This window comes from Paenibacillus sp. FSL M8-0334, from assembly GCF_038000405.1.
GTDB classification, from domain to species: Bacteria; Bacillota; Bacilli; order Paenibacillales; family Paenibacillaceae; genus Paenibacillus_AQ; species Paenibacillus_AQ campinasensis.
Genome location: NZ_JBBOCH010000002.1, coordinates 1,653,126 through 1,678,905 on the forward strand (window position 1 = coordinate 1,653,126; position 25,780 = coordinate 1,678,905).

Sequence of the window (25,780 nt, forward strand, 5' to 3'; positions counted from 1 at the left end):
AACATTTTGGGGGGCCAACATCAATTGCGCAAAACGGCCATCATAACCATCATTGCGATGACGCTGATGCTATGTTACTTTACTTCTGCGTCAATCGTGAAGCTGTACCGTGCCGGAAGTCCGATGCCGGCGGCATTGCAGGAGCAGGAGGTACCGTACCGGCTTGTGCTTATTACACAGGAGATGGATACGCCATTCTGGGATCTGGTCGGTGATTCCGCGCTTGCAGAAGCGGAGAAGCAGGGGATCAGCCTCCAGATTTGGGGGAGCTACGGCAGCAATGAGGATGATTTTCTGAAGAAGATGGAGATTGCGATTGCCTCGAAGGTGGACGGCATTATCGTGCAAGGGCTGGATACCGAGGAATTCAACGAGCTGACGAAGATCCAGGCCGGACGGCATGGCATCCCGGTCATCACGGTAGCAAGCGATGTGCCGATGCAGGACAGCCTGAGAAGAACCTATGTCGGCTCCGATCATAAGGAAGCGGGAAGATTGGTTGCCAGGGAACTGCTCTCGGATATGGGACAGGCTGGCACGGTCATTCTGATCGGCGGCAGCCGGCAGCGGTACGATCAGGATCTTCGTCTTGCGGGCATTCACGACATATTGCAGCATTATCCGGATATTCACACTGTGTTTGCCGAAGCGCCCGACGAGCGGGAAAGAGTCGTCAGCGCCGCGAGGGATGTCATGAATCGCTACCCTGAAGCGGATGCGCTAATTGCCGTAAATTCCAACATTACCGAGACGCTTGTCCGGGAGATTGGAAAGCGCTATCACCAAAGTCCGTTTCGCATCTACTCTTTTGATGACAGCCCCGAGACGATGGAGCTGCTCAAGGCAGGCAAGCTGGAGGGCATGATCCTCCAGTCTCCGGAAGAGATGGGGAGAATCAGCGTGGATTTGATGGTGAAATGGCTGAAGAGTGAGGCCGGGCCGCTGGACATGAACGGCTATTATACGAACATCCGGATGGTGAAGGCGGAGGAACTGCCATGAAGATGAGCATTCAGCATAAAATATGGCTTCTCGCTGCCGTCGTCCTGGTCATTATGGCTTCCATCTGGGCGGCGCTAACGTACTATAATCAGCAAACGCAAGATCAGTATAACAATATCCTACAGCGGTATATTCAGATGAATGACGCCAGCATAGCCAGCAAGGAGCTGGTTGCCGCCTTGAACAATTACCTGGTGACGCCAGCTCAGGAGCAGCGGGCACTGCTCCAGGAAGCGATCGACCATATCCGCCAGTCGAAGTATGAGATGTATCGGCTGCGCAATACGGATAATGACGCTGAACTGAGCAGTGTCGTCCATCTGATGGACAGTCTCGTTGAGACGACGGATCGAACACTGCTGCTAAGATCGGAGAATGATCCGGAGGCGACAAGCACCACTTTTGCCGAGGCGACCCGCCTGTCCCTGTACATTTCCGAGATGACCCTGACGCTGATTGACAAGGAACTGAACACCTACAATCCTTTTTACCGGGGGATTATCGAACGGACCGAAGCCTTGAAACAGCTGGGTGTCTGGCTGCTGCTGCTCATCACATTTTTGCTTGCGGTGTTCACCTATTGGTTCTCCCACAGCATTACAAGACCGCTGCTGTCGCTTAGCCGTGCGGCCAAGGAAATTTCCCGGGGAAGATTCGATTTGAGAATCGAGGTGAATTCGAATGACGAAATCTCTTTCCTGGCCAAAATGTTCGAGCGCATGCGCGTGAACATCAACAACCTCATCATGGAGATTCAGGAAAAGGCGCAGCTCGAAAAGGAGCTCCAGCAAAGTCGGCTGCTGCTACAAGAAAGCCAGCTCCGCAGCTTGCAGAGCCAGATCAATCCGCATTTTCTGTTTAATACACTGGACACCATCTCCAAAAAAGCCTATCTGGAAGGCTCTGAGGAAACGAGCGATCTGCTCGTTAATGTCGCGGAGCTGCTGCGCTACAATCTGAAACGGCTGAACCGGTCGGTTACGCTCTATGACGAAGTGCGCGTGCTGCATCAATACATCGAGATCCAGACTGCCCGATTTGCCGAACGTCTTCAGTTTCAGGCGGATATCGATGAACGCTGCCTGTACATCCAGCTGCCGGGACTTACGCTGCAGCCCCTCATTGAAAACGCTGTCATTCATGCGGTTGAGCCGAGGGAGGAAGGGGGCATCATACGGTTTATTGTCAAGGACGAAGCGGAGCATGTCCGGGTTGTCATTGAAGATGACGGCCCGGGCATTCCGGAAGCCAAGATCAGATCGATTGTTGCTGGAGTGGACACCGGCAGCGGCGGGCATTCCACCGGCATCGGATTCAGCAACGTCGTTCAGCGGCTGAAGCTTTTCTATCAGGGAGCGGATGTCATTCACATTAAGAGCGTGCAGGGCGCGGGTACAACCATCATCTTAACAGTGCCAAAAAGGGGGAATGAGGAGCATGTACAAAGTTCTGATTGTGGATGATGAGCGGATTGAGCGTGAGGGGCTGCATGCCATTTTGCAGCATGGCATTGCTGAGATCGCCATTGAGGAAGCCGCCAACGGAAAGGCAGCGGTAGAAATGGCTCGAGCCTTCGAGCCGGATTTAATCCTGATGGACATTAAAATGCCGGGCATGAACGGGCTGGAAGCGATTCGACACATTTCGGAACTCCGTCCCGAAACCCGGTTCATGATGGTGACCGCATTTGATACGTTCGACTATGCGCGGCAAGCGATCAAGCTTGGTGTCAAGGATTATCTGCTTAAGCCAAGCAAAGCGCGGGAGATCGTCGCTTCGGTCACCCGGGTGCTGGAGCAGATCGGCGCAGAGCGGCAAACGCGCGAACTGCTAATCCGTCAACAGGCCGTACTGAACAAGGCGCTGCCGCTTGTTGAGACCGATGTCGTGACCCAGCTCCTGTTCGATCATGTGCATGATGTGCATCTGGAAGAGCTTCTGACGCTCCTGGGACGAAGTGCGAACGAGGAGATGTATGCGATGAAGGTCACGCTGCCTGAACAGGCCGAGCATCTGTATGCTGCTGTCAAGGACAGGATCAGGCAGGAGGGAATATGCTGGATCGGAGCGATGTGCGGGCTGCAGATTCCGGTGATTGTGTTCCGCGAACGAGACCGGTCGTATCGGAACCAGGCGGTGGCGCTGGCCCAGGCGATTATGGCAGCAGCAGGCAACGGAAATCGGGAAGGATGGTTTGTAGGCATTGGCAATGTGTACGGCTCGCTGCATGATATCCGGCAATCGTACCAGGAAGCGATGATGGCCACGATGGATATGTCGGCTCCGGTGAAATACCGGTTCTATGAGGATATGCCTGTCCAGGGCACCGTCAGAGACTGGATGGACCGGCAGCAGGAGCGGGCGTATCTCGAAGATGTCCGGCTGGGCCGATGGGAGAGCGTGCTGCGGAGCATGATGGATGTCATCGAGCGGCTGGAGCATGAGCAGGTGCATGTTATCCAGGCCCAGCAGCGCATGCTGGAAATGCTGTGGATCGCTTCTAGGCTCTTGACCGAGATGGGCATGGCAGCGGAGAAGCCGATGTATACGTTCCAGGCGAGGGATTACCGCCAGTTCAGGGCGGAGACGATCCGTATGGTTCAGACGATGCAGCAGCACTACGAGGATTATTGTCAGCAGACATCGCCGGACTTGATCTATCGCATCAAGCAGTATATCGAAGAACACGCCCATGCGGATATATCACTGGAAGTGATCGCCGAATGGGCAGGACTCAATCCATATTACATCAGCAAATGGTTCAAGGATCAGACGGGAATGAACTATATTGATTTCCTGACGGAATGCCGGATTGAGAAAGCGAAGCAGCTGATGCGCGACCCGGATCGAAGTCTCAAGGAAATTACATATGAGGTCGGTTATCACGACCCGAATTATTTCAGCAAAGTGTTCAGAAAAACATGCGGAGTGTCGCCTACCGAATATAGAAAGCAGCTGCTTCAGAGACATTCTGGTGCGAAGAACTAAAGATCTGATCAAAGATTCTGTCATAGATTCTTTCAAAGATTCGGTCCAAGGAGGGACGACAGTTGAAACGATATCTCGATGCGGCCAGGCGAATGCCTTGGCGACCAGGCCTGTGGCTGCTTGTGGTCTGCGTGCTGACCACCTTCCACCTGCCGGTAAAGTCCGGGCTGTTCGCCCCGGATGAGCCAGTGGAGAGCGGCATGTCCGGTCCGGGGACCGTTCAGGCTGCGGCGGGGAGTGAGAGGCTGAAGATCGGCTTTTCCATGGACACGCTGCTGGAGGAGCGATGGTTAAAGGATCGGGATTTATTCCGGGCGGAGGCCGAAAAGCTTGGTGCCGAGGTCGAGGTGATGGCGGCGAACGGAGACGACGCCCTTCAGCTTGTGCAAGCGGAAACGCTGATCAGCCGGGGAGTGGATGTGCTTGTGGTTGTTCCCCATAATGCCGATGCGATGGCTGCAATTGTCCACCGGGCTCATGCGGCAGGCATTAAGGTGCTCGCCTATGACCGGCTCATCCGCAATGCCAGCGTCGATCTGTACATCTCGTTTGATAATGAGCGCGTGGGTGAACTGCAGGCCCAGGCCATTACGGAGCTGGTTCCACGCGGGAAATATGTCTACATCGGCGGTGCCGAGACGGACAACAATGCGCATCTGTTGAAGAAAGGCGTATTCCACGTGCTGCAGCCGCTGATCGATCGCGGTGACATTACGGTCGTCTATGATGAGTGGACGCATAACTGGAAGACAGACATTGCGAGAGAGAACATTAAGACCGCCCTCGATGTCAACGGCAATGACATAGACGCGGTGATTGCGGCCAATGATGCTACGGCGAATGAGGTGATCAAGGAGCTTGAGGCGAGGGGGCTTGCCGGGAAAGTGCCGGTCGCCGGCCAGGATGCCGACTTGACGGCGGCGATCCGCATTGTCGAGGGAACGCAAACGATGACCGTGTACAAGCCGATACAGTCGATGGCGCAGACAGCGGCCGAAATGGCGGTGAAGCTGGCGAAGGACGAGCCGGTGGAAATCCACCGGACGATGAGCAACGGCAAGCTGGAAGTTCCGTCCCTGCTGCTGACGCCGATTGCGGTGAATCGGGAAACGATCGATGAGACGATTATTGCCGACGGTTTCCACAGCAGGGAGGAGGTCTATTCAGCCGCAAAGCGTTAGAAGCGGCTATAATTCAGCAAGCGAAGCGCTGGACTGTGACATAACCGCATCGGATGACTACAGGATGCCCGGCGAAGCCCGGGCTTTTTGACATTGTCGGATTCTCCTCTGACGCCTACTCCCCTATTGGAGGACGAACATGGGGACTGCAAAGGTGACGGAACTAGTAAGGGAATTAGCAAGGTAACTAGTAAGGTAACTAGTAAGGGGATTCGTAATTTGGCCTGGTAAGATTGATGCATTAAAGCTTCCACGTCAGGCGTTTCTTTCCTTCGAGAGTGACCGGGGGCCTTTTTCTAAGGAGATAATATTATACGCCAGAAGTTATAACTGTTCGGGTGGCATCGTCCGCCGCGAGGTTGTATGAACAGCATAAGATGATTTGTATGAGTGTTTTGTATGATTCGTCGTACAAATCACACTTTTATTCGACAAAATGGTCGGTTTTGTACGATTTTCCATACAAAATCAGAGGTTTGCATGAGTGGACGAGGAATTTTGTGTGATAAATCGTACAATTCACTTGTAACCACTGGGCTTAGCATAGTCTTTGTACGACAAATCGTACAAAGCCATCATGAAGCCACCGTACCACCAACGAGCCATTATGATTCCATCAGCCGTCGTACCACCGAGCCATCGTGTCGCCCAATGGGCAAATCCACGCCCCGATCCTTTCTGCCTGAGCAGGAGTGACCGGGGCGTTTGTCTTATCGTTACGGACCCGCGCACACGGCACTGTCGTCAAAAAAGTCAAGATGATCTAAAAAGAAGACTAGTGATCATGACGATAACGGCGAAAACCCGGTGCTATAGTTAACGTGTCTTTTAGATTATCCATAACGAAAGAGGGGTTCGGCAATGACAAAACTTATGAAACCGATTGCAATGATGCTGATCATGGTCATGGCCGTGATGTTCACGGCTGCATGCAGCCAGAGCGGAAGCGGGAAAATTTCGGTGGGAATCGTTCTCCCGACCAAGGATGAGACGCGGTGGATTCAGGATGAACAGCGGTTCAAGGAGGCGCTGTCGGGCACGGAGTACACCACGGAAATTTTGTTCAGCCAAGGCTCGTCCGCGAAGGAAAAAGAAAACGTCGAAACGCTGATCAACAAAGGCATCCAGGTGCTGATCATCTGTCCGCAGGACGGCGATGCGGCGGCGGCTGCCGTGGAGGCGGCCAAGAAGGAAGGCATTACGGTCATCGCTTATGACCGCCTGATCACCAATACCGATGCGGTGGATTACTACGTCACCTTCGACAGTGAGGCTGTCGGTGCCGCACAGGCGCAGTTCCTGGTAGACAACGCCTCCGGCAGCGGCGTGCCGCTGTATCTGTATGCCGGCTCGGCGGCTGACAACAACGCGTTCCTGTTCTTTAAAGGCGCTTGGTCTGTGCTGCAGCCGAAGATCGCTGACGGCACCTTCAAGATTGCCAACTCCAGCGAAGCCGTAGCGGTACAGGATACCGCCGAGCTGTCCCGGGATCAGCAGAGCAAAATTATCGGCCAGGTTACAACGAACTGGGATCCGAACGAAGCAAAGAACAAAGCGCAGACGCATCTGACAGCAGCCGGAGCTGATCTGAAGGGCGATGTAGCTGTACTGGCGCCGAACGACGGCACGGCCCGCGCCATTGCGGACGTATTCGCCTCCGACAGCGCGGTCACGAACTATGTCATTACCGGTCAGGATGCGGAAATAGCAACGATCCAGTACATCATTGACGGCAAACAGTCGATGACGGTATTCAAGGACGTGCGTGTTCTCGTCAAGGATGCGATGGACATGGCGGTGGCGATTCTGGAGGGCAAGACCCCGGAAACAACCGGATCCTATAACAATGGCAAAATCGAAGTCAAAGCGAAGCAAACTGACGTCATTGTTGTACACAAAGACAACGTTCAGCAAGAGATGATTGATTCCGGCTACTACGAGGCAAGCGAATTCACCGGCTTGTAACTTGAGTAAGGAGACGCTTGTGAAGGGCAGGGATAGTCGAGGCTATCCCTGCTTGCGGCGTCATCCCTCAGACAGCTGCCCGGATGAAGGAGGCTATACGATGGGCGAGACCATATTGGAGATGAAGAGAATCAGCAAGGAGTTTATCGGGGTCAAGGCCTTGTCTGATGTCAATTTCAAAGTGAAAAAGGGCGAGATTCATTGCCTGGTCGGCGAGAACGGCGCAGGCAAATCAACGCTGATGAAAGTGCTCAGCGGTGTCTATCCGCACGGCACGTATGAAGGCGAGATCGTATTTGAAGGGCAGACGCAGCGGTTCCGGACGATCAAGGACAGTGTCAATGCAGGCATTGTCATCATCTATCAGGAGCTGGCGCTGTTTCCCGATCTGAGCGTGTATGAGAATATTTTTGCCGGCAATGAAGTGAAGCGGGGCAAGCTGGTCGACTGGAACCAGACGATTGTGAAATCCAAGGAGATGCTGCGGAAGGTGAAGCTCGATGTCAATCCGGAGACGCTCGTCAAGGATCTGGGTGTCGGCAAACAGCAGCTGGTGGAGATTGCGAAGGCGCTCAGCAAGGATGTAAAGCTGCTCATTCTGGATGAACCGACGGCGGCGCTGAACGAGGATGACAGTGAGAATTTGCTGCAGCTGCTGCGCGAGCTGAAGAATCAAGGAATCACCTGCATCATGATCTCGCACAAGCTGAAGGAAGTCATTTCGATTGCTGATTCGGCTACGGTGCTTCGCGACGGGCGGACGATCTGCACGCTGGACGCAGACAAAGGCGAGATTACGGAGAATGCAATCATCAAGCATATGGTGGGCCGGGAGCTGAGCGATATTTATCCGAAAAGAGCTTCTAGCAGCTTCGGGGAGCGTGTGCTGGAGCTGGTTGACTGGAGCGCCTATGACCCCAGACTTGGCCGCCATGTCGCCAAAGACGTGCGTCTTCACGTGCGCAAAGGCGAGATTGTGGGCATCGCCGGCTTAATGGGCTCAGGCCGGACGGAGCTGGCCTTGAGCCTGTTCGGCAATCCGAAGGAATACAGGCTGCAAGGAGAGATGCGGCTGGAAGGAAAGGCTGTGAAATTCAGCCACACCAGCGACGCCATCCGATCCGGCATGGCCTATGTGACCGAGGACCGGAAAGGGAATGGGCTGTTTCTGGCACAGGATATCAAGTCCAATATTACGGCCGCGCATCTACGTGCCATCTCCAGCAAGGGTCTGATCAACCACAATGAAGAAGTAAAGCAGGCCCTGGAATACAAGCAATCGATGGTGATCAAGGCCCCCTCGGTGGAGCAGCTGGTCGGCAAGCTGAGCGGAGGGAACCAGCAGAAGGTATCCATTGGCAAATGGCTGTTCACGGAACCGAAGCTGCTCATATTGGACGAACCGACAAGAGGCATTGATGTCGGCGCCAAATTCGAAATCTACTCGATCATGAACGAGCTGATTGCTCGGGGAATGAGCATCATTATGATTTCGTCTGAGCTTGGTGAAGTGCTTGGAATGAGCGACCGCATCTATGTAATGGCGGGCGGCAAGATCAAGGGAGAGCTGCCGGCCGATCAGGCGAATCAGGAAAATATTATGCAGCTGGCTACACAATAGGAGGAGTACCTATGGAACTGAATCAAGCGCCTAAGCGCAATGCGTCAGCGCGGCAGGAGGGGCAGGGCCTTCTACAGGAAGCCCGGACTCTAATCAAGGAGAACATACGGGAATACGGCATGTACATCGCTTTGTTTGTCATTTTGCTCACCTTCAGCATTTTGACAGATGGGCTGTTCATGTCCTCCCGCAATATCAGTAACCTGCTGGATGCAACAGGGTATATCGCGGTGCTGGCCGTCGGGATGACCCTCGTTATTGTCATCCGGCAAATTGACTTATCCGTTGGCTTTGCCGCCGGATTTCTCGGGGCGATCGCAGCCATTATGCTGACGCAGCTCGGCGTTCCGGTCTATATCACGATTCCGGTCATTCTTGTGCTGGGGATGGGTCTTGGCCTGATCAACGGTGTGCTTGTCGCGAAAATCGGCATCCCTTCATTTGTGGCCACTTTGGCAGGCATGCTCGTCTTCCGGGGAGCGCTGCTGCAAATGACGGAGAAGACGGGAACCATTATTGTGAGCGATGAACGGTTCAACGCGATTGGCAACGGCTTTATTCCGGATCTGTTCGAGGTGAACGGCCTTCATATTCTGTCCTTGATACTCGGGTTACTGTGCATTGTACTGTATGTGCTGAGTGAAATGGCCAACCGCCGCAACAAAATCAAGTACCAGTTCGAGGTAATCTCGGGGCCGATATTCGCCTTGAAGCTTATCTTTATCTCCGCGATCATCGGTTATATTACGTGGATTCTGGCTGGATACAACGGCTTCTCCTGGACGGTAGTGATTATGCTGCTGGTCGTTCTGATCTATCATTTCCTTACGACCAAAACGGTGCTCGGACGTCATATCTACGCCGTTGGAAGCAATCCAGAGGCTGCGCATCTGAGCGGGATCAACGTCAAGAAGATCACGTACATCGTCTTCGGATCAATGGGCATGCTGTCCGCGCTTTCCGGTATCCTGTTCACCGCCCGGCTGCAGTCGGCTACAACGACGGCAGGCACATTGTTTGAGCTTGATGCGATTGCGGCCGCTTATGTTGGCGGCGTATCCTCTGCAGGTGGCGTAGGTAAAGTGACCGGCGCGATTATCGGGGCGATTGTGATGGCCTCGCTGACGAGCGGGATGAACCTGCTGGGGGTCGGCGTATCGTATCAATATATGATCCGGGGCGGGGTGCTCGCGGCGGCAGTCATTTTTGACGTGATGACGAGGAAGAAGAGAGCCTGATGGCATGATTGAAGCACGATATGGAATTGGGGACAGGCGCTGTATGGCAAGCCGAGGCTTGCCGTGCAGCGCTTTTTGGCATGCAGCGTAATTCGTCTTCATGATCTGCCTTCCCCTGGCATATCGATGATTAGAAATCATCGGATGGGCATGTGCGGATGTTTGGGGCTGTGCATGCGCGGGAAGGGTAGATCAATTTATCGCAGATGGAGGGTCTTAACTAACGGATTTAGGTAATAATCTTATGTTGCGAACAGCATATGACGGCAGCTATTGAACTGAAGCCTGTACGCTATGCTAAGCGCGAGCCCAGGTTTCGATGTACTGCTTGAAATCGTCAATTGTCGTGAACAGCTGATCCGGGTGATACGACCGCAGCAGCTCCGCATCGGAGGTGTCAGCCCAGGCAGCGGCCGCTACCGGAATACCGGCAGTTCTGGACGACTCGATGTCGCTTGGGGTATCGCCTACATAGAGCGCATCTTCGGGTTTCACATCAAGCTGCTGCAGCACATGCTGGATTCCCTCCACTTTTCGCGGTCCCTGCGGAGAACCGGTTTCGATCACGCGAAAATACGAGCGTATGCCGAAGAGATCCAGTGTAATTTCGGTGCTGCGGGCGCCTTTGCCCGTAACGAGCGCGAGGGCAACCTGAGTCGCTTGCGCCTGATCCAGCAATGCGGCGATGCCCGGAAAGGGAGCCGGGCACATGTGATGCAGCTCGCGATAAGCTTTAAGATAATCCTCAACGCCCTGATCGTAGTGATCAGGAATCAAGGCTTGCACAGTTCCCTCCTCGGAAGGGCCGAAGGTTGCGATAATCTCCTGATCAGTGAGCGACCGGCCTGCAAGCGGCTCTATCGATGCTTTGAAAGCGGCAATGCATAAAGGCAATGTATTTCCCAGCGTGCCATCGAGATCAAAAATGATACATTTCACACGACATGCTCCTCTCTTGTGTGTGCGTTCTGCCGAACCTGCATACAGGGTCATCCTTTATCGATATCGCAGGTTAGCATCCATTCCCTTCTAGTTTATCATGACATCCGCGCTGGGGCGATTTTCCTTTCCCCTTGCACATGGTGTTATTGGTATTGCCAAGCCCCGGTCTGTGGAATATAATGGTCGATAAAACTTGTGAGCAAGACGGATCAGGATGAATACCACACAGACAAAGGGAGAGAGTAACGATGAGACCATTGCCAACCATTCCGTTAGACCGACTGCTGCTGCGACCGTTCCGGCTGGAGGACGCCCCGGTTGTGCAACAACTGGCAGGCGATCCGTTCATCGCGGACATGACACTGTATATTCCTCATCCTTATGGGGACGGGGTGGCTGAACGATGGATCGGAACGCATGCGGACAACTTTGCCGCCGGGCGCTCCCTTGAGCTGGCGATTGTACATAAGGAAGAACAATATGTTATCGGTGCGATCAGCCTCGGCATCCACCGGAACTTCAATCTTGGGGAGCTGGCCTACTGGGTCGGCAGAAAGTACAACAATAACGGCTATTGTACGGAAGCGGCGAAGGGCATGATCCAATACGGGTTTGAAAAGCTCGACTTGAATAAGATCTTTGCGCGTTATTTTGGCAAAAATCCGGCATCCGGCCGGGTCATGGAGAAGATCGGCATGCAGTACGAGGGCACCCTGAGACAGCATGCGCGCAAGGGGGAGCATTATGAAGACCTGATTTACTATGGTCTGTTAAGAGATGAGTACGTTGCAAGACAGCAAACCATGTGAAGTCATCCACCGGATCGTAGCCGGGCTGCTTTGCTGAGGAAATCTCACCGAATCGTTGATGCGGTGGGATTTTTTTGTATGCCGAAGCGGGACAGGTTCTTGTTCTGTCAATCGATTTGTAGAAATGATCACCAGGGGAATATGAGCTTGTTTTTTTCAGCCTTGAACAGAAGCATGCCATGCCAGGACGAGGGGACATACACCGGTTTGAGTTTAAACTCTTATGTGGTTTATTGTATAATAAATAATGTTTTTGTCAGTAAAGCAGATTTGAGTTGCTTAAGCGGTGTGAAATGCCTTACGGAAACCGAAAAGGGGTTAAACGTGATGAATAAATCCGAACGAATCCACCAGATTACGGACGCGATGTCGAGAAACGGGCTGCGTGTCACCGACCAGCGGAGAACGCTGGCCCAGATTTTTACAGATGATGAAGGGTATTTGTCCCCAAAAGATGTGTATGACAAAATGAAGCAGCAGTATCCGAGCGTCAGCTTTGATACCGTATATCGGAATTTGCGGCTGCTTAGTGAGATGGGGGTTCTGGAGCAGTACTACTTTTTGGATGGCGGCTTGAAATTTAAAGGCTGCTGCTCCACACATCACCATCATCACTTGATATGTCTGAGTTGTGAGAAAACGCTGCCTCTTGATTACTGCCCGATGGACCAGTCTATTGACCTGCCTGCGAATTTCAAAATTTCCAATCATCGTTTCGAAATTTATGGATTATGTGATCAATGTCAGTAGCATGATCAGCCGAATCCTTGGGCTCGGTTAAGTTAATAATTAAATACGACCAAAGGAAACCGCGCATGGGACCGTGCGCGGTTTTGTATTTGTCCGATCGAGAAGAGCGTCCATGTATCCTTTGCTTGGGAAAGTACACTTGGTTTGCATCCAGAATATTTGAAATTTTGAATGGTTGTAGAAAATCAGTTGTTGACAGATTAGCGATTATTGCCTATATTCATACATGATATTAATCGTAATGGTTACGAATAAAAGGAGATGGAACAGAGATGAGAGTGATTGTTACTTTGGCATGCACCGAAACTGGGGATCGCAATTACACAACAACCAAGAATAAGAGAACGCATCCTGAACGTCTGGAAATGCGCAAATATTGTCCTCGCTTAAAAAGATATACGCTGCACCGTGAAACCCGGTAAGCTGCTTCAATCAGCCGCGGGGAAATCAGCGTTCATGCGATTCATGCTTCGTCTTAGATATTAGATAGGCGAGTGACGAGAAGAGTCGCTTTAAAAATTAAGCTTAGATCGTAATTTTTACATGTTGATGTCGTTGGTTTGTTTTGAAATTTGCGAAAGGGGGAGGAGGGATGATTTTGTCTTCCATGCAGGGCGTCGTGTTTGGTTACGGAGATGAAGCGGTCATTGAGAATTTGACGCTGGATATCTATGCCGGTCAATTCACTGCCATCTCGGGTCCCAATGGCGCGGCCAAATCGACGATGCTCAAATTGATGCTCGGCTTAATCAAGCCATGGCGCGGGACTGCCCGATTTACGCGTGTGCTGGAGGACGGGACGAAATTGTCGGTTGGATACGTACCGCAGCAGGTTGCGTCTTTTAATGCAGGATTTCCAAGTAAAGTCATTGAGCTTGTCCGTTCAGGACGTTACAACCGACTTGGATGGTTTCGACGGTTTACGGCGAGAGATCATGAAATGGTGGAACGGAGCCTGAAGGAAGTCGGCATGTGGGAGTATCGCAACCGCAGGATCGGGGAATTGTCAGGAGGCCAGAAGCAGCGGATATGCATGGCCAGAGCGCTGGCCCAAGAGCCGCATGTGCTTATTCTCGACGAGCCTACCACCGGGCTGGACGCGGCCAGCCGTGCGGATCTATACAGGCTGCTCAGCGGTTATGTTAAGGAGCAGGGCAAGACGGTGATCATGGTCACCCATTCCTTGGAAGAAATCGATCCCTATGTGGATCGTATCGTCCGCCTGGAGCGAAAGGAGAATGGGGGATGGCAATGCTCGGTTACGAATTCATGCAGCGGGCCTTTATCGCAGGAGGCCTGATCGGCATTATCGGTCCTGTACTTGGTCTGTTCCTGATGCTGAGACGGCAGGCATTGATGGCGGATACGCTCTCTCATGTGTCGCTGGCAGGGGTGGCGCTGGGCTCGCTCATGAATCTGAATCCAGTTCTAACCGGGTTCGCCGTGGCTGTTCTGGGGGCACTGATCATTGAGCAGCTGCGAAGGGTTTACCGTACATATAGCGAGGTTCCGGTGGCTATTATGTTGACCTCGGGGCTGGCGATTGCGGTTGTTCTGATGAGCTTTAGCCCTAATCTAAGCAAAAGCTTCAGCGCCTACCTCTTCGGCTCGATTGTTGCCGTCAGTGATACCCAGCTTCGGCTGATTGCGATCGTCGCTATGGCCGGAGTGCTGTTTTTCATCGGTCTGCGTAGACCGCTCTATCAATTTGCTTTTGATGAGGAGACGGCTTTCGTATCCGGAACGCCGGTCTCGCTGCTCTCATTTATGTTTGCTGTTTTTACCGGAATGACGGTAGCGGCTGCCATGCCGATTGTGGGGGTGCTTCTTGTGTCGGCGCTGATCGTATTGCCCGCCTCCATAGCGCTTCGGCTGGCATCTGGCTTTCTCGCGGCAGCTGTGATTGCCGTTGCTGTTGGTCTATGCGGTGTTTTCTCGGGGCTCACCGCTTCCTATTATTTAAATACGCCCCCGGGAGCGACCATTGCACTGATTTTATTAGCATTCCTTGTTGCAGCAGTAATCGTCCAGAAACTGCTTGGTATCCAACATCGCAATCAAAAATTAAATCAATATCGGAGGTACAATGCATATGAAAAGCTTTAAGCGAACAATCACCGCTTTATCCTTATCCGCTGTGCTGGCGATTGCTGGCTGCGGTACAGGTAAATCGGCAAGTGAGGGGAACAATCCTTCTACCGATCATCCGTCAGAGACTACAGCCGCATCCTCACCGTTGAAAATTAAAACAAGCTTCTACCCGATGTACGAATTCACCCGTCAGGTAGCGGGCGATTTGGCAGAGGTAGAGAATTTGGTTCCAGCGGGCGTTGAACCGCATGATTGGGAGCCGACTCCTCAGGATATGGCAGGAATTGCAGAAGCAGATGTACTTGTATACAACGGTGCTGGCATGGAAGGCTGGATTGACCAGGTACTCGGCAGCATCAACGCCAGTGACCTGACCGTGATTGAGGCAAGTAAGGGGCTTGAAATTATTGAAGATCCGGACGGGGGACATTCCCACAACCACGGTCATGATCATGATCATGAGGGTGAGCACAGCCATGAGGAGCACGCACATGATCATGACCATGAGGGCGAGCACAGCCACGAGGAGCACGCACATGATCATGACCACGAAGGCGAGCACAGCCATGACGAGCATGCGCATGACCATGACCATGAGGGTGAGCACAGCCATGAGGAGCACGCGCATGATCATGATCATGAAGGTGAGCACAGCCATGACGAGCATGCGCATGACCATGAGCATGAAGGCGAGGACAGCCACGACGAGCATGACCATGGCGGAGAGAGCGGACATCATCACCATGATCATGGTGGATTAGACCCGCATGTATGGCTCTCACCCGTTCTGGCGATCGAGCAGGTGCGCAACATCGAAGCAGGATTGTCCGCAGCAGCTCCGGAGCATAAGGAAGCTTTCAAAGCAAACGCTGACGCTTACATCAGCAAGCTGGAGGCACTGGATCAGGAGTTTCGGGATGGCTTGAAGGATTCCAAACGCAAGGACTTTATTACCCAGCATTCCGCATTTGGATATTTAGCGAGAGAGTATGGCCTGACTCAAGTTCCGATTGCGGGTCTGTCTCCCGATCAAGAGCCATCCGCTGCCCAAATGGCGAGCGTGATTGAATTTGCGAAGGAACATGAAGTGAAGACCATTTTCTTCGAAACGCTTGTGTCCTCTAAAGTGGCAGAAGCGATTGCGGCGGAGATCGGCGCTTCGACTTCCGTGCTCAATCCAATCGAAGGATTGACGCAAGAGGACATCGCGGCCAATCTCGACTACATTTCCATCATGCGTCAGAATCTGGAGGCGCTGAAGACCGCCTTGAACGAATAATCAAAATAAGAAAAGGAGTTGTTACCCTACATTGGCCAAAAAATCAAAAGTAGCGAAAGAGGAGAAACGTCAGCAGTTGGTAGCTAAGTATGCAGCGAAACGCAGAGCCTTGATCGATCAAGGCGATTATGCCGCCCTGCAAAAGCTTCCCCGGGATTCGTCACCGACAAGGCTTCACAATCGATGCGCCGTCAGCGGCAGACCGAGAGGTTACATCAGCAAATTCGGCGTGTCTCGAATCGTGTTCCGTGAACTGGCTCATAAAGGGCACATTCCGGGCGTGAAAAAGGCAAGCTGGTAAAGAAACATTGCATTAAATCGTAATTTTTACATCACTATAGTGCGCCAGAATCCGTGATTTGGGTTTAAAAGCATACATCTCAGGGGGAGAACAGGTCCATGTTTATACGAACTCATCAGCAAAAGAAGAAATCTTACCTCACAGCCGTAATTATACTTCTCGTGTGCTTCGCGATCATGATGTCGGCATGTGGAGGCAGTGAAAGCCCAGCCACTTCGGGATTAAATGACAGCTCTCCAGAAACGCACAATGAAGCTTCTCCGGAGCTCTCCGAATCGGATTCAACAACGGCTGAGGGACCGTTCATGACGTTTCAGGATGCGGCAGACCGCACCATAACACTTCAGCATCAGCCTGAGCGTATTGTCGTCCTCTCACCCGAGTACTTGGATCTGTTATATGCCGTTGGCGGCAAGGCAGTGGGTCGGATGGATGCTACCGGCGTATCCATTCCGGGTGAGGCAGAATCGATCACCTCTGTCGGTACAGTCAGTCAGATCAATCTTGAGCAAGTGGTGGCGCTAAGGCCGGATCTTGTCATCGGTCAGACTCGGTTTCACAAAGATCTGATTCAAGCGCTGGAGAGCAGCGAGATTCCGGTCGCTTTGATGAGCCTGTCCAGCTATGAGGACATGAAATCCAAGGCTGAGTGGATGGCGAAAATCGCCGGCACAGAAGACCAGCTGCCAGAGAAGCTGAAAGCATTGGACGAGAGGGTGGACGCTGTATTGGCTCAATTGCCGAAGGAGAAGCGCACCTTCATCAACCTGAATGTTACACCAGGCGGGATCTCCATTCAGAAGAATGGCACGACCGGGCTTGAAATTGCGAAAATGCTCGGCTTGACCAATGCAGCCGAGACGCTAGAACCATCTCCGAACAGTCCGACAACGACACCATACAGCATGGAGACGCTGGTCCAGCAGGACCCCGATTATATCTTTCTCATCATTCATGGGCAGCGGGCTGCTGGTGAGCAAAAGATCCAGGAAGAACTGGAAGGCAACCCAGCCTGGGCGTCCATCAGGGCGGTTAGGGAACAGCGTGTCATCCTTGTTCCGTCCGACCTGTTCTTGACCAACCCGGGGCTTCAATATGATGAATCTCTGACGTATTTAGCGTCCATGGTGTATCCGGAGCTCTTTGGTGATGCTCAATAAGTCCATCCGGCGTGTATCCATGCTGATACTGTTTACGGCAGCTGCCATGGCAGCATGTTTATTCAGCATCTCGACCGGGGCTGTTATGGTACCGCTGCGAGATATCGTAAACAGCATCCTGCAGTATGATCTGTCTGGTATGCATCGGGATATTATCTGGAATATCCGTCTGCCGCGGACACTGGTGGCGATGGTTGTTGGCGCGAACCTGGCCGTCTCCGGCGCGCTGCTGCAAGGAGTCATGCGCAATCAGCTGGCAGACCCACACATTATCGGGGTCTCCAGCGGAGCGGGGTTATTCGGAATTTTTCTGCTTGTCGTTGTACCCCAGTATGATTACCTTTTGACCCCAGCAGCTTTTGTTGGTGCGACTCTTGCTGCTTTTATTATCTATTTACTGGCCTGGAAAGACGGTGTCAGTCCGCTCAGGATCGTTCTGGCGGGCGTCGCCGTCTCTGCTTTCTTGGGGGCCGGCATCTCGGCAATGCTTACTTTTTACAGCGATCGGGTACATGGCGCCCTTATCTTTATGGTTGGAGGTCTCGCGGCCAAAAGCTGGCCAGACCTCGCCATCATTCTGCCATATTCGATCATCGGCCTTGGTCTGGCGATGATGTTCTCCAAGCAAATGAACATTATGATGCTGGGTGATGTGAATGCACGCAATCTGGGGACCCGGGTGGAGCTGTCACGCTTGTTGATCACGGCAACCGCTACGCTGCTTGCGGCCAGTGCTGTCAGCATTGCGGGCTTGCTGGGATTCGTCGGTCTGGTCATTCCACATATCGCCAAGCTCTTAGTCGGCTCTGATTACCGGATGCTTATCCCATCTTCGGCCCTGTTAGGGGCTGCGGTGCTGACGTTCTGCGACACGCTGGCAAGAATTATGTTCTCGCCGATCGAGCTGCCGGTTGGAATCATAATGGGGGCGATTGGAGCGCCTTTTTTCCTGTATCTGTTAAGGAGGAAGAGAGCATGAATCGCTTGGAGACCGATCGTCTATCGCTCAAGTATAGTGACAGAATCATTATTCAACATTTGAACATCGCCTTTGAGGCGGGGGCGGTGTACAGCATCATTGGGCCGAATGGCTGCGGGAAGAGCACGCTGCTGAAGGCGCTGGCCCGGCAGCTGAAACCGGCGGCTGGTCAGGTGCTCCTGGATGGCAAGGCGATGTCCAGTCTAAGCGGTAAGCAAGTGGCCAGGCAGTTATCATATATGGCTCAAACCCAAGAGCAGATCGAAGTTACGGTCAAGGAGTTGGTGGGGTATGGAAGAACACCGCATCAGCCTTATTGGAACCGCGTTAGTGCGAAGGATCGGGAGATTGCAGATTGGGCGCTGGAGGCAACAGGGTTAACCACTTATGGGGATCGTTTGCTGCACACGCTCTCAGGCGGAGAGAGACAGCGGGCCTGGATTGCAATGGCGCTGGCGCAGCAGCCGGAACTGCTGCTTCTGGATGAGCCGACCACGTATCTGGATATTGCCCATCAGCTGGAGATTCTAGAATTGGTTCGAGAACTGAATCAACAATTTAAGATGACGGTGATCATGGTGCTGCATGATATGAATCATGCGTCAGTCTATTCGGACTATATTCTAGCTATGAGATCAGGAGAGATCGAGGGCTTCGGATCTCCAACCGAAGTGCTGACACCAGATCTGCTTGGCCGCGTCTTTGGCGTGAAGGCACATATTGAGGCTGCGCCGGAGCACGGGAAGCCGATCTGCCGGATTACGGGTTTAATACAGAAATAAGGAGAGGAACGCAGTGGAGCATATACAGCAGCAATATCCTTTTACGGCTATTGTAGGTCAGACACGCATGAAGCTGGCACTCATTCTGAATGTCATTAATCCGAGGTTAGGAGGCGTGCTGATTCGAGGTGAGAAAGGAACAGCCAAGTCCACCACGGTCCGCGCTTTAGCAGGCCTTGTACCTAATCTGAATGTCGTTAATCTGCCCGTCAGTGCAACGGAAGATCGTGTGGTCGGAGCGCTGGACATTGAGCATGCAATCAAAACGGGGGAAAAGAAATTTGAGCCCGGATTACTGGCTGCGGCGGACGGCCACATTTTGTATATTGATGAAATTAATCTGCTGGACGACCATATCGTGGATGTCCTGTTGGACGCAGCTGCGATGGGAGTCAATACGGTGGAGCGGGAAGGCATCTCTTATTCGCACCCATCTCGCTTCATCTTGGTGGGGACGATGAATCCGGAAGAGGGGGACCTGCGTCCGCAGCTTCTCGACCGATTTGGTCTCTCTGTTGAGATTGGCGGTGAACGGGATGTTCAGGAGCGCGCGCAGGTGATTCGAAGACGAATGGATTATGAGCGTGATCCTGGCGCATTTGTAAAGCAATACGCGTTAGAGCAGGAACAGATGCTGAACCAGATCCTTCAGGCCCGGAATCGGCTGGATCAGGTTCGGATACCAGACGATATGCTCGAACTGGCTGCAAGCATTGGCATCGCCCTAGAGGTGGAAGGCCACCGATCGGACATCACCCTGATCAAAACGGCTGCAACGCTAGCGGCCTGGCATGGACAAGAAACTGTCAATCCTGCTCATATGCAGGAAGCCGCTTATCTCGTCCTGCCTCACCGCATGCGGAGGAAGCCGTTTGAAGAGGCCGGCGGCATGGAGCAGAAGCTGCAAGGCGTACTAAATTCAGCAGGATCGGTACAGGCAAGATGAAGGCGAAGGAGCTGATGCATGCCGCTCCCGTGTATCCGTTTAGCGCTATAGTAGGACAGGAGAGGGCGAAACGGGCGATCCTGCTCTATTTCATAAATCCGGCTAGCGGCGGCGTTCTTCTCAGCGGTTCTCCCGGTGCAGGCAAAAGCTTGCTTTTGCGCGGGGCAGCTGCTCTTCTGGGAACCCGAAGAAGCATATCCGTACCCGCAAATGTGACCGCAGACCGCCTTCTTGGTGCATGGGATGCAGCCGCCATTGTACAAGGCAGAACGATGACTCACCAGCCTGGGTTGCTCGCGGAAGCTGACGGACAGCTGCTCCTCACGGATCATCTGAATCTGCTGCCGGAAACCATCATCAAGGAAATCGTTCGTGCTTTCAGCATGGGTGTCATTCATTTGCATAGAGAAGGGATATCTGCCGTCCGAAGCAGCCGCTTTATGCTTCTTGCAGCAATGGATGCGGAAGAAGGAGGGATACCTTCTCCCATTCTGGACCATTTCGGTTATGGCATCGCATTGGATACAGCCGAATCCTTGACGTCCAGAGTCGAGATCATTCGCCGTCAGCTTCAATATGAGCGCGATCCGGATGCGTTTGTACACCGGTATCGGGCACAGGATGAAGCGCTTCGGCAACGAATGGAGGCCGCAGCGCGCACGCTGCCCCGCATTAAGGTGGGGGCGTCAATGCTCCAATTGGCGGCTTCCATCGCCAAGGAAGCGGGCATTGCCAGCTCCCGGGCCGAGCTGGCTCTTATTGAAGGTGCTAGAGCGGCGGCAGCCTGGGATGAACGAGGGGAGGTCACTTCTTCCGACATTCGAGAAATTGCGGAGTGTGTGCTGCCTCATCGCATGAGTGCAGTAGCTGATGAGTCTCGTGCTGCAGACCATTCTCCGGCAGCTCCAGATTCCGCAGAGCAGCCAGGCCATTCGCCGGAGGATGATACCTCACGCGATTCACGTTCCCCAGACGGCTCCCCGGATCACGCGGCGAGCGGCTCCGGCCGAATGACAACCACATCCAGTCCGGCTTCAGACCCTTCTGCGTCCAGGGATGAGGATGAGGAAGGGCAGCGCTTATCCGCTTCAGAAGACCGGATCATCCTTCCGGACGACGGTTTCCGGCTTCAGCCCCTGGATTATAATCTTCGGCGGAAGATGGCTGATGGAGGACTGGGCAAAAGGGGGCGAGCCCATGCCAACATGAATAAAGGACGTGTCGTAGGTGCTGTGACTCCGCACCGAAAGGTGCAGGCAGATGTCGCTTTTGATGCTACGATTCGTGCAGCTGCTCCCTTCCAGACGATTCGCGAGAAGAGGGACGGGCTTGCGTTCGCAATCGAGCCCGGAGATTTGCGTCAGAAGAAAAAAGAAAGCAGCGTGGGCGCCTCGCTGCTGTTCGTGGTGGACGCCAGCGGCTCGATGGCAGCTCGGAAACGAATGGCCGCTGTAAAGGGCGGCATTCTGTCCCTCCTTCAGGATGCCTACGTTAAGCGGGACCATATCGGCATGATTGCCTTTCGAAAAGGAGAAGCCGAGTATGTGCTCCCGATTACGCGCAGTGTTGATGCAGCATCCAAGCATTTGCGGGACATCCCTACGGGCGGAAAGACACCGCTGACAGCCGGGCTTGTCAAAGCTTACCAAACGCTGGAGCTGGAGAAGCGCAGAAACAATGACACGCTGCCGATGATCATTCTTGTCACTGATGGCCGGGCCAATGAAAGTCCAAGCGGTCTTACTTCCTATGCCGACGTCTGGAAGGAGTGCCTCAGTGCTGCCGAGCCTATTCGCGCTTCCGGAATTCCATGTCTCGTGCTGGACACGGAACAGGGATTTGTCAAATTGGGACGCTCGAAAGAGCTGGCGCAAGCGCTGGGTGCTGCATACAGGAAGCTTGAGAATATGGACGAGGAAGGCGTAGCTACCGCAGTTCGTCTGACCAAGCGATGACCGGGTACCGCTTCACATCCAGAAAGGAGGCAACAAGATTGAAGATCGTGATCTTTACAACTTCGCATGCGGCCATGAAGGATTTATCGCTGATGTATACCAACATGGAGACATCGCTTCGCAGTCGTATCGCGTTATCCATTTTTAATATTGAAGGAGAGTTATCGGAGGAAGAATGGGAGCGGGTGAAAGCTAGGGCCGAGGAGGCCGAGTTTATTATTCATGATCCGCACGGCACGCCTGCTCAGACCCTGTCTCGTCTCCATAGAATATGCGCAGCTCTCGATACGGAGCAGGTCATTGTAGGGGGGAATGCGGAAGGGATTCAGGAGCTGTTCCGGTTAGGCTCATTGCGTTACGATGACATTGCCGGCAAGCACCAACACGGAAAGCCGCACGCTTCTGCCGATCAGGCTGAGTGCCGAGAGGATCTCGAATGCTACCGATCGCTTGTTGAATACTGGAGACATGCAGGCATCCATAATATGCAGCATATGCTCGGTTACATTGCAGCTAGGCTAGGGAAAAAGCTGGATTGGCCGGCGGTGGAGCCGCCCGCTGCACTTAAAGCGGCAGGCATCTATGACCCGTGTCTGAAGCGGCCCTTCGATTCAATAGAGGCCTATCGCCTCACCGTGCCTGTCCGGAAAGAACTGCCGACGGTAGCCGTGCTGTTCATGGGCTACAGCTATCCGCTCCATACAGGTGACATTGTAGGCAGCATCATACAGGACATCCGGCCCTTCGCCAATGTTCTGCCCGTTGCATTCGCTTCCCTCGTCCGCGTGGACCCGAAGAGGTTGAAGGATTTGCTCATGCACGGCGGGACCTCTGGCAACAAGGTGGACCTGATCGTCAATTTTGTGCCATTCCGGCTGGGGGCAGGGCCTACCGGGGGCAAGAGCGAAGAAATGTTGTCCATGTTAAAAGAGCTGGAGGCGCCGATGCTGCATCCCTTTTTCCTGACACGCAGGGAACGTTCCGACTGGGAACTATCCGCCCAAGGCCTGACCCCTTCCGAATTCCTCGTGCAGATGATGCTGCCTGAGCTCGACGGGAGCATAGATACACTGCCGGTTGCTGCCTTGAGCACGCGTGACTATGATGAGGAGATGCAGCTGCATACCAAGGAGCTGCAGCTGATCGAAGAGCGGGCACACCGATTGGTCAGCCGGATCCGGCGGTATTTGGCGCTGCGCAGCAAGCCGCAATCGGAGAAACGAATTGCTATTATCGGATACAATTATCCGCCGGGAGAAGGGAATCTTTTTCAAGCCTCATTGTTAGATACATTCGAGTCGATCTCCAGGTTGACAGCCGCACTGAAAGCGCATGGCTACGAGACCGATACATTTACCGGTGCAGAATTAAAGGAGCGCTTCCTTCGGGAAGGGCTGATCAATTCCGGTGACTGGGCGGATGAGCGCTGGTCTGAATCTCTTCCCAGGATCAGCACCGATCAGTATGTGAAGAATAACCAGGTATTTGCCAAACGAGAAGATGAGCTTCGTGAGCAGTGGGGAGAGGCGCCGGGAAGCATAATGACGATCGAGAACGAGGCGTTCAAAATCCCTGGTCTGATCAGCGGGAATTTGTTTATCGGACTGCAGCCGAGCCGGGGCGTGCATGAAAATCCCGAAGCGGCCTACCATGATAAAAGCCTGCTGCCGCACCATCAGTATTTGGCCTTTTACCAGTATATCCGGGACGAGTTCAAGGCGGATGCCATCCTGCATGTCGGGACCCATGGCACGATTGAGTTTATGGCAGGCAAGGAGAGCGGCATGTCCGGAGACTGTGTGCCGGATGCCATGATTTCGGATCTTCCTCACTTTTATGCCTATTATGTCGGGAATCCTTCGGAGGCGATGATTGCAAAACGAAGAACCCATGCTGTCCTTCTCGGCTATCAATCCCCGCCATTTACAGCTAGCGGCCTGTATGGGGAATATGCAGCGCTTGAAGGGCTGCTGCACGAATACAGGGAAGCGGAGCGGCTGAATCCGGCGCGGCTTCCGGGGCTGTGGAGAAGGCTGCAGGAGCAGGCTGAAGCGCTGTCGCTTGAAGCCGATGATCTGGAGCAGATCGAAAGCGAATTGTACCGAATGCGAAGATCCTTGATCCCCGAAGGACTGCATGTTCTGGGTGAGGGCTATACCCACGAGCAGGCGGCAGGTCATATGAGAATGATCTTAAGCCATGATAACCGTGCGCTTGGCTCCTTGCAGCGAATCTATGCCACGACACTCGGCTGGGATTATGATCAACTGCTGGATGGGCAGCATATTGATAAGCTGCGAACGGTGGATGAGCATGTCGAGCAAGCCGTGCGGTCCTTCATGCAAACGTCCAGTATTCCGGATGCCCCCGGCGGGCTAAACGAGGAGCTTCAGGCACGCTGGCAGGAACTATGGGAGAAAGGGATGGCGGCGTACCATTCCACAAATGCAGAGCAGGAAATCCAGCAGCTCTTGTCAGCGCTCGATGGGAAGTATGTGCCGGTACGCCTTGCCGGAGATTATATTCGGAACCCGGAGGTTCTCCCGTCAGGGTACAATCTGGTGCAGTTCGACCCAAGAGCCATCCCCACACAAACAGCCGCTTCCAGTGGATGGAAAATCGCAGAGAATACACTGAAACTGTATTATAAGTCTCACCATCAATATCCGGATACCACAGCGCTTGTGATGTGGGGGCTGGAAACATCGCGAACACAAGGCGAGACGCTGGGCCAGATTCTGGCGTATCTCGGCGTCAGAATTAAAGAACGGGGAGCTATGATGCCGATGGCGTATGAAATTGTTCCCCTGGCAGAGCTGAATAGGCCGCGGCTGAATGTCATCGTACATATTTGCGGTTTCTTCCGGGATATGTTCCCTGAGCAGATGATTATGCTGCATCGGATTTTTCAAGACATTTCCGAGCTGGATGAGCCAATGGACCAGAATCTGTTCAAGCGACACTCGGTGAAGCTGTATGAACAGCTTCGCTTGGCTGGCGCAGGACATAACGAAGCATGGGATCTGGCATGCGCACGCATATATGGACCTGCCGAAGGGGAGTACGGCACATCGGTCACCAAGCTCATCGAGACGAAGCAGTGGGAGGATGAAAGCCAGCTGGGCGAGGCCTTTATGAGCAGTCTGAAGCATGTATACAGCTCGAAGTACAGGGGCGAAGACATGTATGACCTCTACAAGGCGAATCTGGCTGCGGTGGATATTGTTTCGCAAATCCGCAGCAATCACGAGCACGAAGTTACGGATTTGGACCACTATTACGAGTTCTTCGGAGGATTGGCCAAATCGGTAGAGATCGCCAAAGGGACAAAAGCAGCGATATACATCACCGATTCGACGGGTGAGCGGGCATTGACCGAGGAAGTGCGGAAGTCGGTGCAGCGCGGGGTTCGCACCCGGCTGCTGAATCCCAAATGGATGGACGGCTTGCTGAAGCATGATTATCATGGCGCGCAGAAAATCGCGGATCGCATCGAAAACCTGCTGGGTCTGGCGGCGACAACCCATGAAGTGGATTCCTGGATTTTCTCAGCGGTTCACAAGGAATACGTGGCTGATGAACAGCGCAGCAAGCAGATGCGGGACAATAATCGCTGGGCTTATCACAGCATGCTGGAGACTTTGCTGGAGAGCCATCAACGCCAATACTGGCAGGCTTCAGATGAAGAGTTGCAGATGCTGCACGAGCGGTATTTGGAGCTTGAAGGTGAACTGGAAAGCAATGAATGATGACATAAGCAGCTCATTTTGAGCTGCTTTTCTGCGTGATAT

General features: G+C 53.3%; 21 protein-coding genes. 20 read left to right on the plus strand and 1 reads right to left on the minus strand.

Annotation, left to right across the window (positions count from 1 at the left end; genetic code table 11):
* Positions 1-24 precede the first annotated feature (24 nt).
* The 7 genes from MKX64_RS21675 to MKX64_RS21705 all read left to right on the plus strand — a co-directional run bounded on the left by MKX64_RS21675 (position 25) and on the right by MKX64_RS21705 (position 9,995).
* A complete protein-coding gene (locus MKX64_RS21675) occupies positions 25-1,002 on the plus strand; it encodes a substrate-binding domain-containing protein (RefSeq protein WP_341037369.1) in 978 nt (325 codons plus the stop codon).
* Positions 999-2,465, plus strand: a complete 1,467-nt coding sequence (locus MKX64_RS21680; RefSeq protein WP_341037370.1) for a sensor histidine kinase — start codon at positions 999-1,001, stop codon at positions 2,463-2,465. Before MKX64_RS21675 ends, MKX64_RS21680 begins: the two co-directional genes overlap by 4 nt.
* The gene (locus MKX64_RS21685; protein ID WP_341037372.1) at positions 2,440-3,990 is read left to right on the plus strand and encodes a response regulator; all 1,551 of its coding nucleotides are present in this window, start codon (positions 2,440-2,442) and stop codon (positions 3,988-3,990) included. The genes MKX64_RS21680 and MKX64_RS21685 overlap by 26 nt, the downstream gene beginning before the upstream one ends.
* A gap of 62 nt (positions 3,991-4,052) precedes the next feature.
* The gene (locus tag MKX64_RS21690; RefSeq protein ID WP_244908152.1) at positions 4,053-5,171 is read left to right on the plus strand and encodes a sugar ABC transporter substrate-binding protein; all 1,119 of its coding nucleotides are present in this window, start codon (positions 4,053-4,055) and stop codon (positions 5,169-5,171) included.
* A 900-nt stretch (positions 5,172-6,071) separates the two neighbouring features.
* A complete protein-coding gene (locus tag MKX64_RS21695) occupies positions 6,072-7,136 on the plus strand; it encodes a sugar ABC transporter substrate-binding protein (RefSeq protein ID WP_413773613.1) in 1,065 nt (354 codons plus the stop codon).
* 100 nt (positions 7,137-7,236) lie between these two features.
* Entirely contained in the window at positions 7,237-8,757 is a 1,521-nt protein-coding gene (locus tag MKX64_RS21700; protein WP_095397240.1) for a sugar ABC transporter ATP-binding protein, read from the plus strand.
* 119 nt (positions 8,758-8,876) lie between these two features.
* Positions 8,877-9,995: a sugar ABC transporter permease gene (locus tag MKX64_RS21705; protein WP_341037821.1), complete on the plus strand. Its 1,119-nt coding sequence runs from the start codon at positions 8,877-8,879 to the stop codon at positions 9,993-9,995.
* A 297-nt stretch (positions 9,996-10,292) separates the two neighbouring features.
* Here the strand turns inward: MKX64_RS21705 and MKX64_RS21710 are convergent, their stop codons facing one another.
* Positions 10,293-10,934, minus strand: a complete 642-nt coding sequence (locus MKX64_RS21710) for an HAD family hydrolase (protein ID WP_196426430.1) — start codon at positions 10,932-10,934, stop codon at positions 10,293-10,295.
* Positions 10,935-11,185: 251 nt separating this feature from the next.
* Between MKX64_RS21710 and MKX64_RS21715 the strand changes: the two genes are divergently transcribed.
* From MKX64_RS21715 to MKX64_RS21775, 13 genes are all read left to right on the plus strand, one after another.
* Positions 11,186-11,746: a GNAT family N-acetyltransferase gene (locus MKX64_RS21715; RefSeq protein WP_095265211.1), complete on the plus strand. Its 561-nt coding sequence runs from the start codon at positions 11,186-11,188 to the stop codon at positions 11,744-11,746.
* 327 nt (positions 11,747-12,073) lie between these two features.
* Positions 12,074-12,496: a Fur family transcriptional regulator gene (locus MKX64_RS21720; protein WP_095265210.1), complete on the plus strand. Its 423-nt coding sequence runs from the start codon at positions 12,074-12,076 to the stop codon at positions 12,494-12,496.
* A 272-nt stretch (positions 12,497-12,768) separates the two neighbouring features.
* Positions 12,769-12,918, plus strand: coding sequence for a 50S ribosomal protein L33 (rpmG, locus tag MKX64_RS21725; RefSeq protein WP_095265209.1), 150 nt, complete (start codon positions 12,769-12,771; stop codon positions 12,916-12,918).
* Between the two features lie 170 nt (positions 12,919-13,088).
* Positions 13,089-13,796 carry a metal ABC transporter ATP-binding protein gene (locus tag MKX64_RS21730; protein ID WP_095397239.1) on the plus strand — a complete coding sequence of 236 codons (708 nt, stop codon included), beginning with the start codon at positions 13,089-13,091 and terminating at the stop codon, positions 13,794-13,796.
* A complete protein-coding gene (locus MKX64_RS21735) occupies positions 13,742-14,602 on the plus strand; it encodes a metal ABC transporter permease (protein WP_095265207.1) in 861 nt (286 codons plus the stop codon). Before MKX64_RS21730 ends, MKX64_RS21735 begins: the two co-directional genes overlap by 55 nt.
* Positions 14,589-15,866, plus strand: coding sequence for a metal ABC transporter substrate-binding protein (locus MKX64_RS21740; RefSeq protein ID WP_095397238.1), 1,278 nt, complete (start codon positions 14,589-14,591; stop codon positions 15,864-15,866). The genes MKX64_RS21735 and MKX64_RS21740 overlap by 14 nt, the downstream gene beginning before the upstream one ends.
* A gap of 31 nt (positions 15,867-15,897) precedes the next feature.
* Complete coding sequence (gene rpsN, locus MKX64_RS21745; RefSeq protein ID WP_341037380.1) at positions 15,898-16,167, plus strand: 30S ribosomal protein S14; 270 nt, start codon at positions 15,898-15,900, stop codon at positions 16,165-16,167.
* A 98-nt stretch (positions 16,168-16,265) separates the two neighbouring features.
* Positions 16,266-17,327, plus strand: coding sequence for an ABC transporter substrate-binding protein (locus tag MKX64_RS21750; RefSeq protein ID WP_095265204.1), 1,062 nt, complete (start codon positions 16,266-16,268; stop codon positions 17,325-17,327).
* Positions 17,317-18,306, plus strand: coding sequence for a FecCD family ABC transporter permease (locus MKX64_RS21755; protein ID WP_341037382.1), 990 nt, complete (start codon positions 17,317-17,319; stop codon positions 18,304-18,306). Before MKX64_RS21750 ends, MKX64_RS21755 begins: the two co-directional genes overlap by 11 nt.
* On the plus strand, positions 18,303-19,088 hold the full coding sequence (locus MKX64_RS21760) for an ABC transporter ATP-binding protein (RefSeq protein ID WP_095265202.1): 786 nt from the start codon (positions 18,303-18,305) through the stop codon (positions 19,086-19,088). The genes MKX64_RS21755 and MKX64_RS21760 overlap by 4 nt, the downstream gene beginning before the upstream one ends.
* Positions 19,089-19,101: 13 nt before the next feature.
* A complete protein-coding gene (locus tag MKX64_RS21765) occupies positions 19,102-20,034 on the plus strand; it encodes an ATP-binding protein (RefSeq protein ID WP_218832015.1) in 933 nt (310 codons plus the stop codon).
* Positions 20,031-21,989 (plus strand): VWA domain-containing protein, encoded by a 1,959-nt coding sequence (locus MKX64_RS21770; protein ID WP_341037387.1) that lies wholly within the window; start codon positions 20,031-20,033, stop codon positions 21,987-21,989. Before MKX64_RS21765 ends, MKX64_RS21770 begins: the two co-directional genes overlap by 4 nt.
* 47 nt (positions 21,990-22,036) lie before the next feature.
* Complete coding sequence (locus MKX64_RS21775; RefSeq protein ID WP_255222939.1) at positions 22,037-25,738, plus strand: cobaltochelatase subunit CobN; 3,702 nt, start codon at positions 22,037-22,039, stop codon at positions 25,736-25,738.
* Positions 25,739-25,780 lie beyond the last annotated feature (42 nt).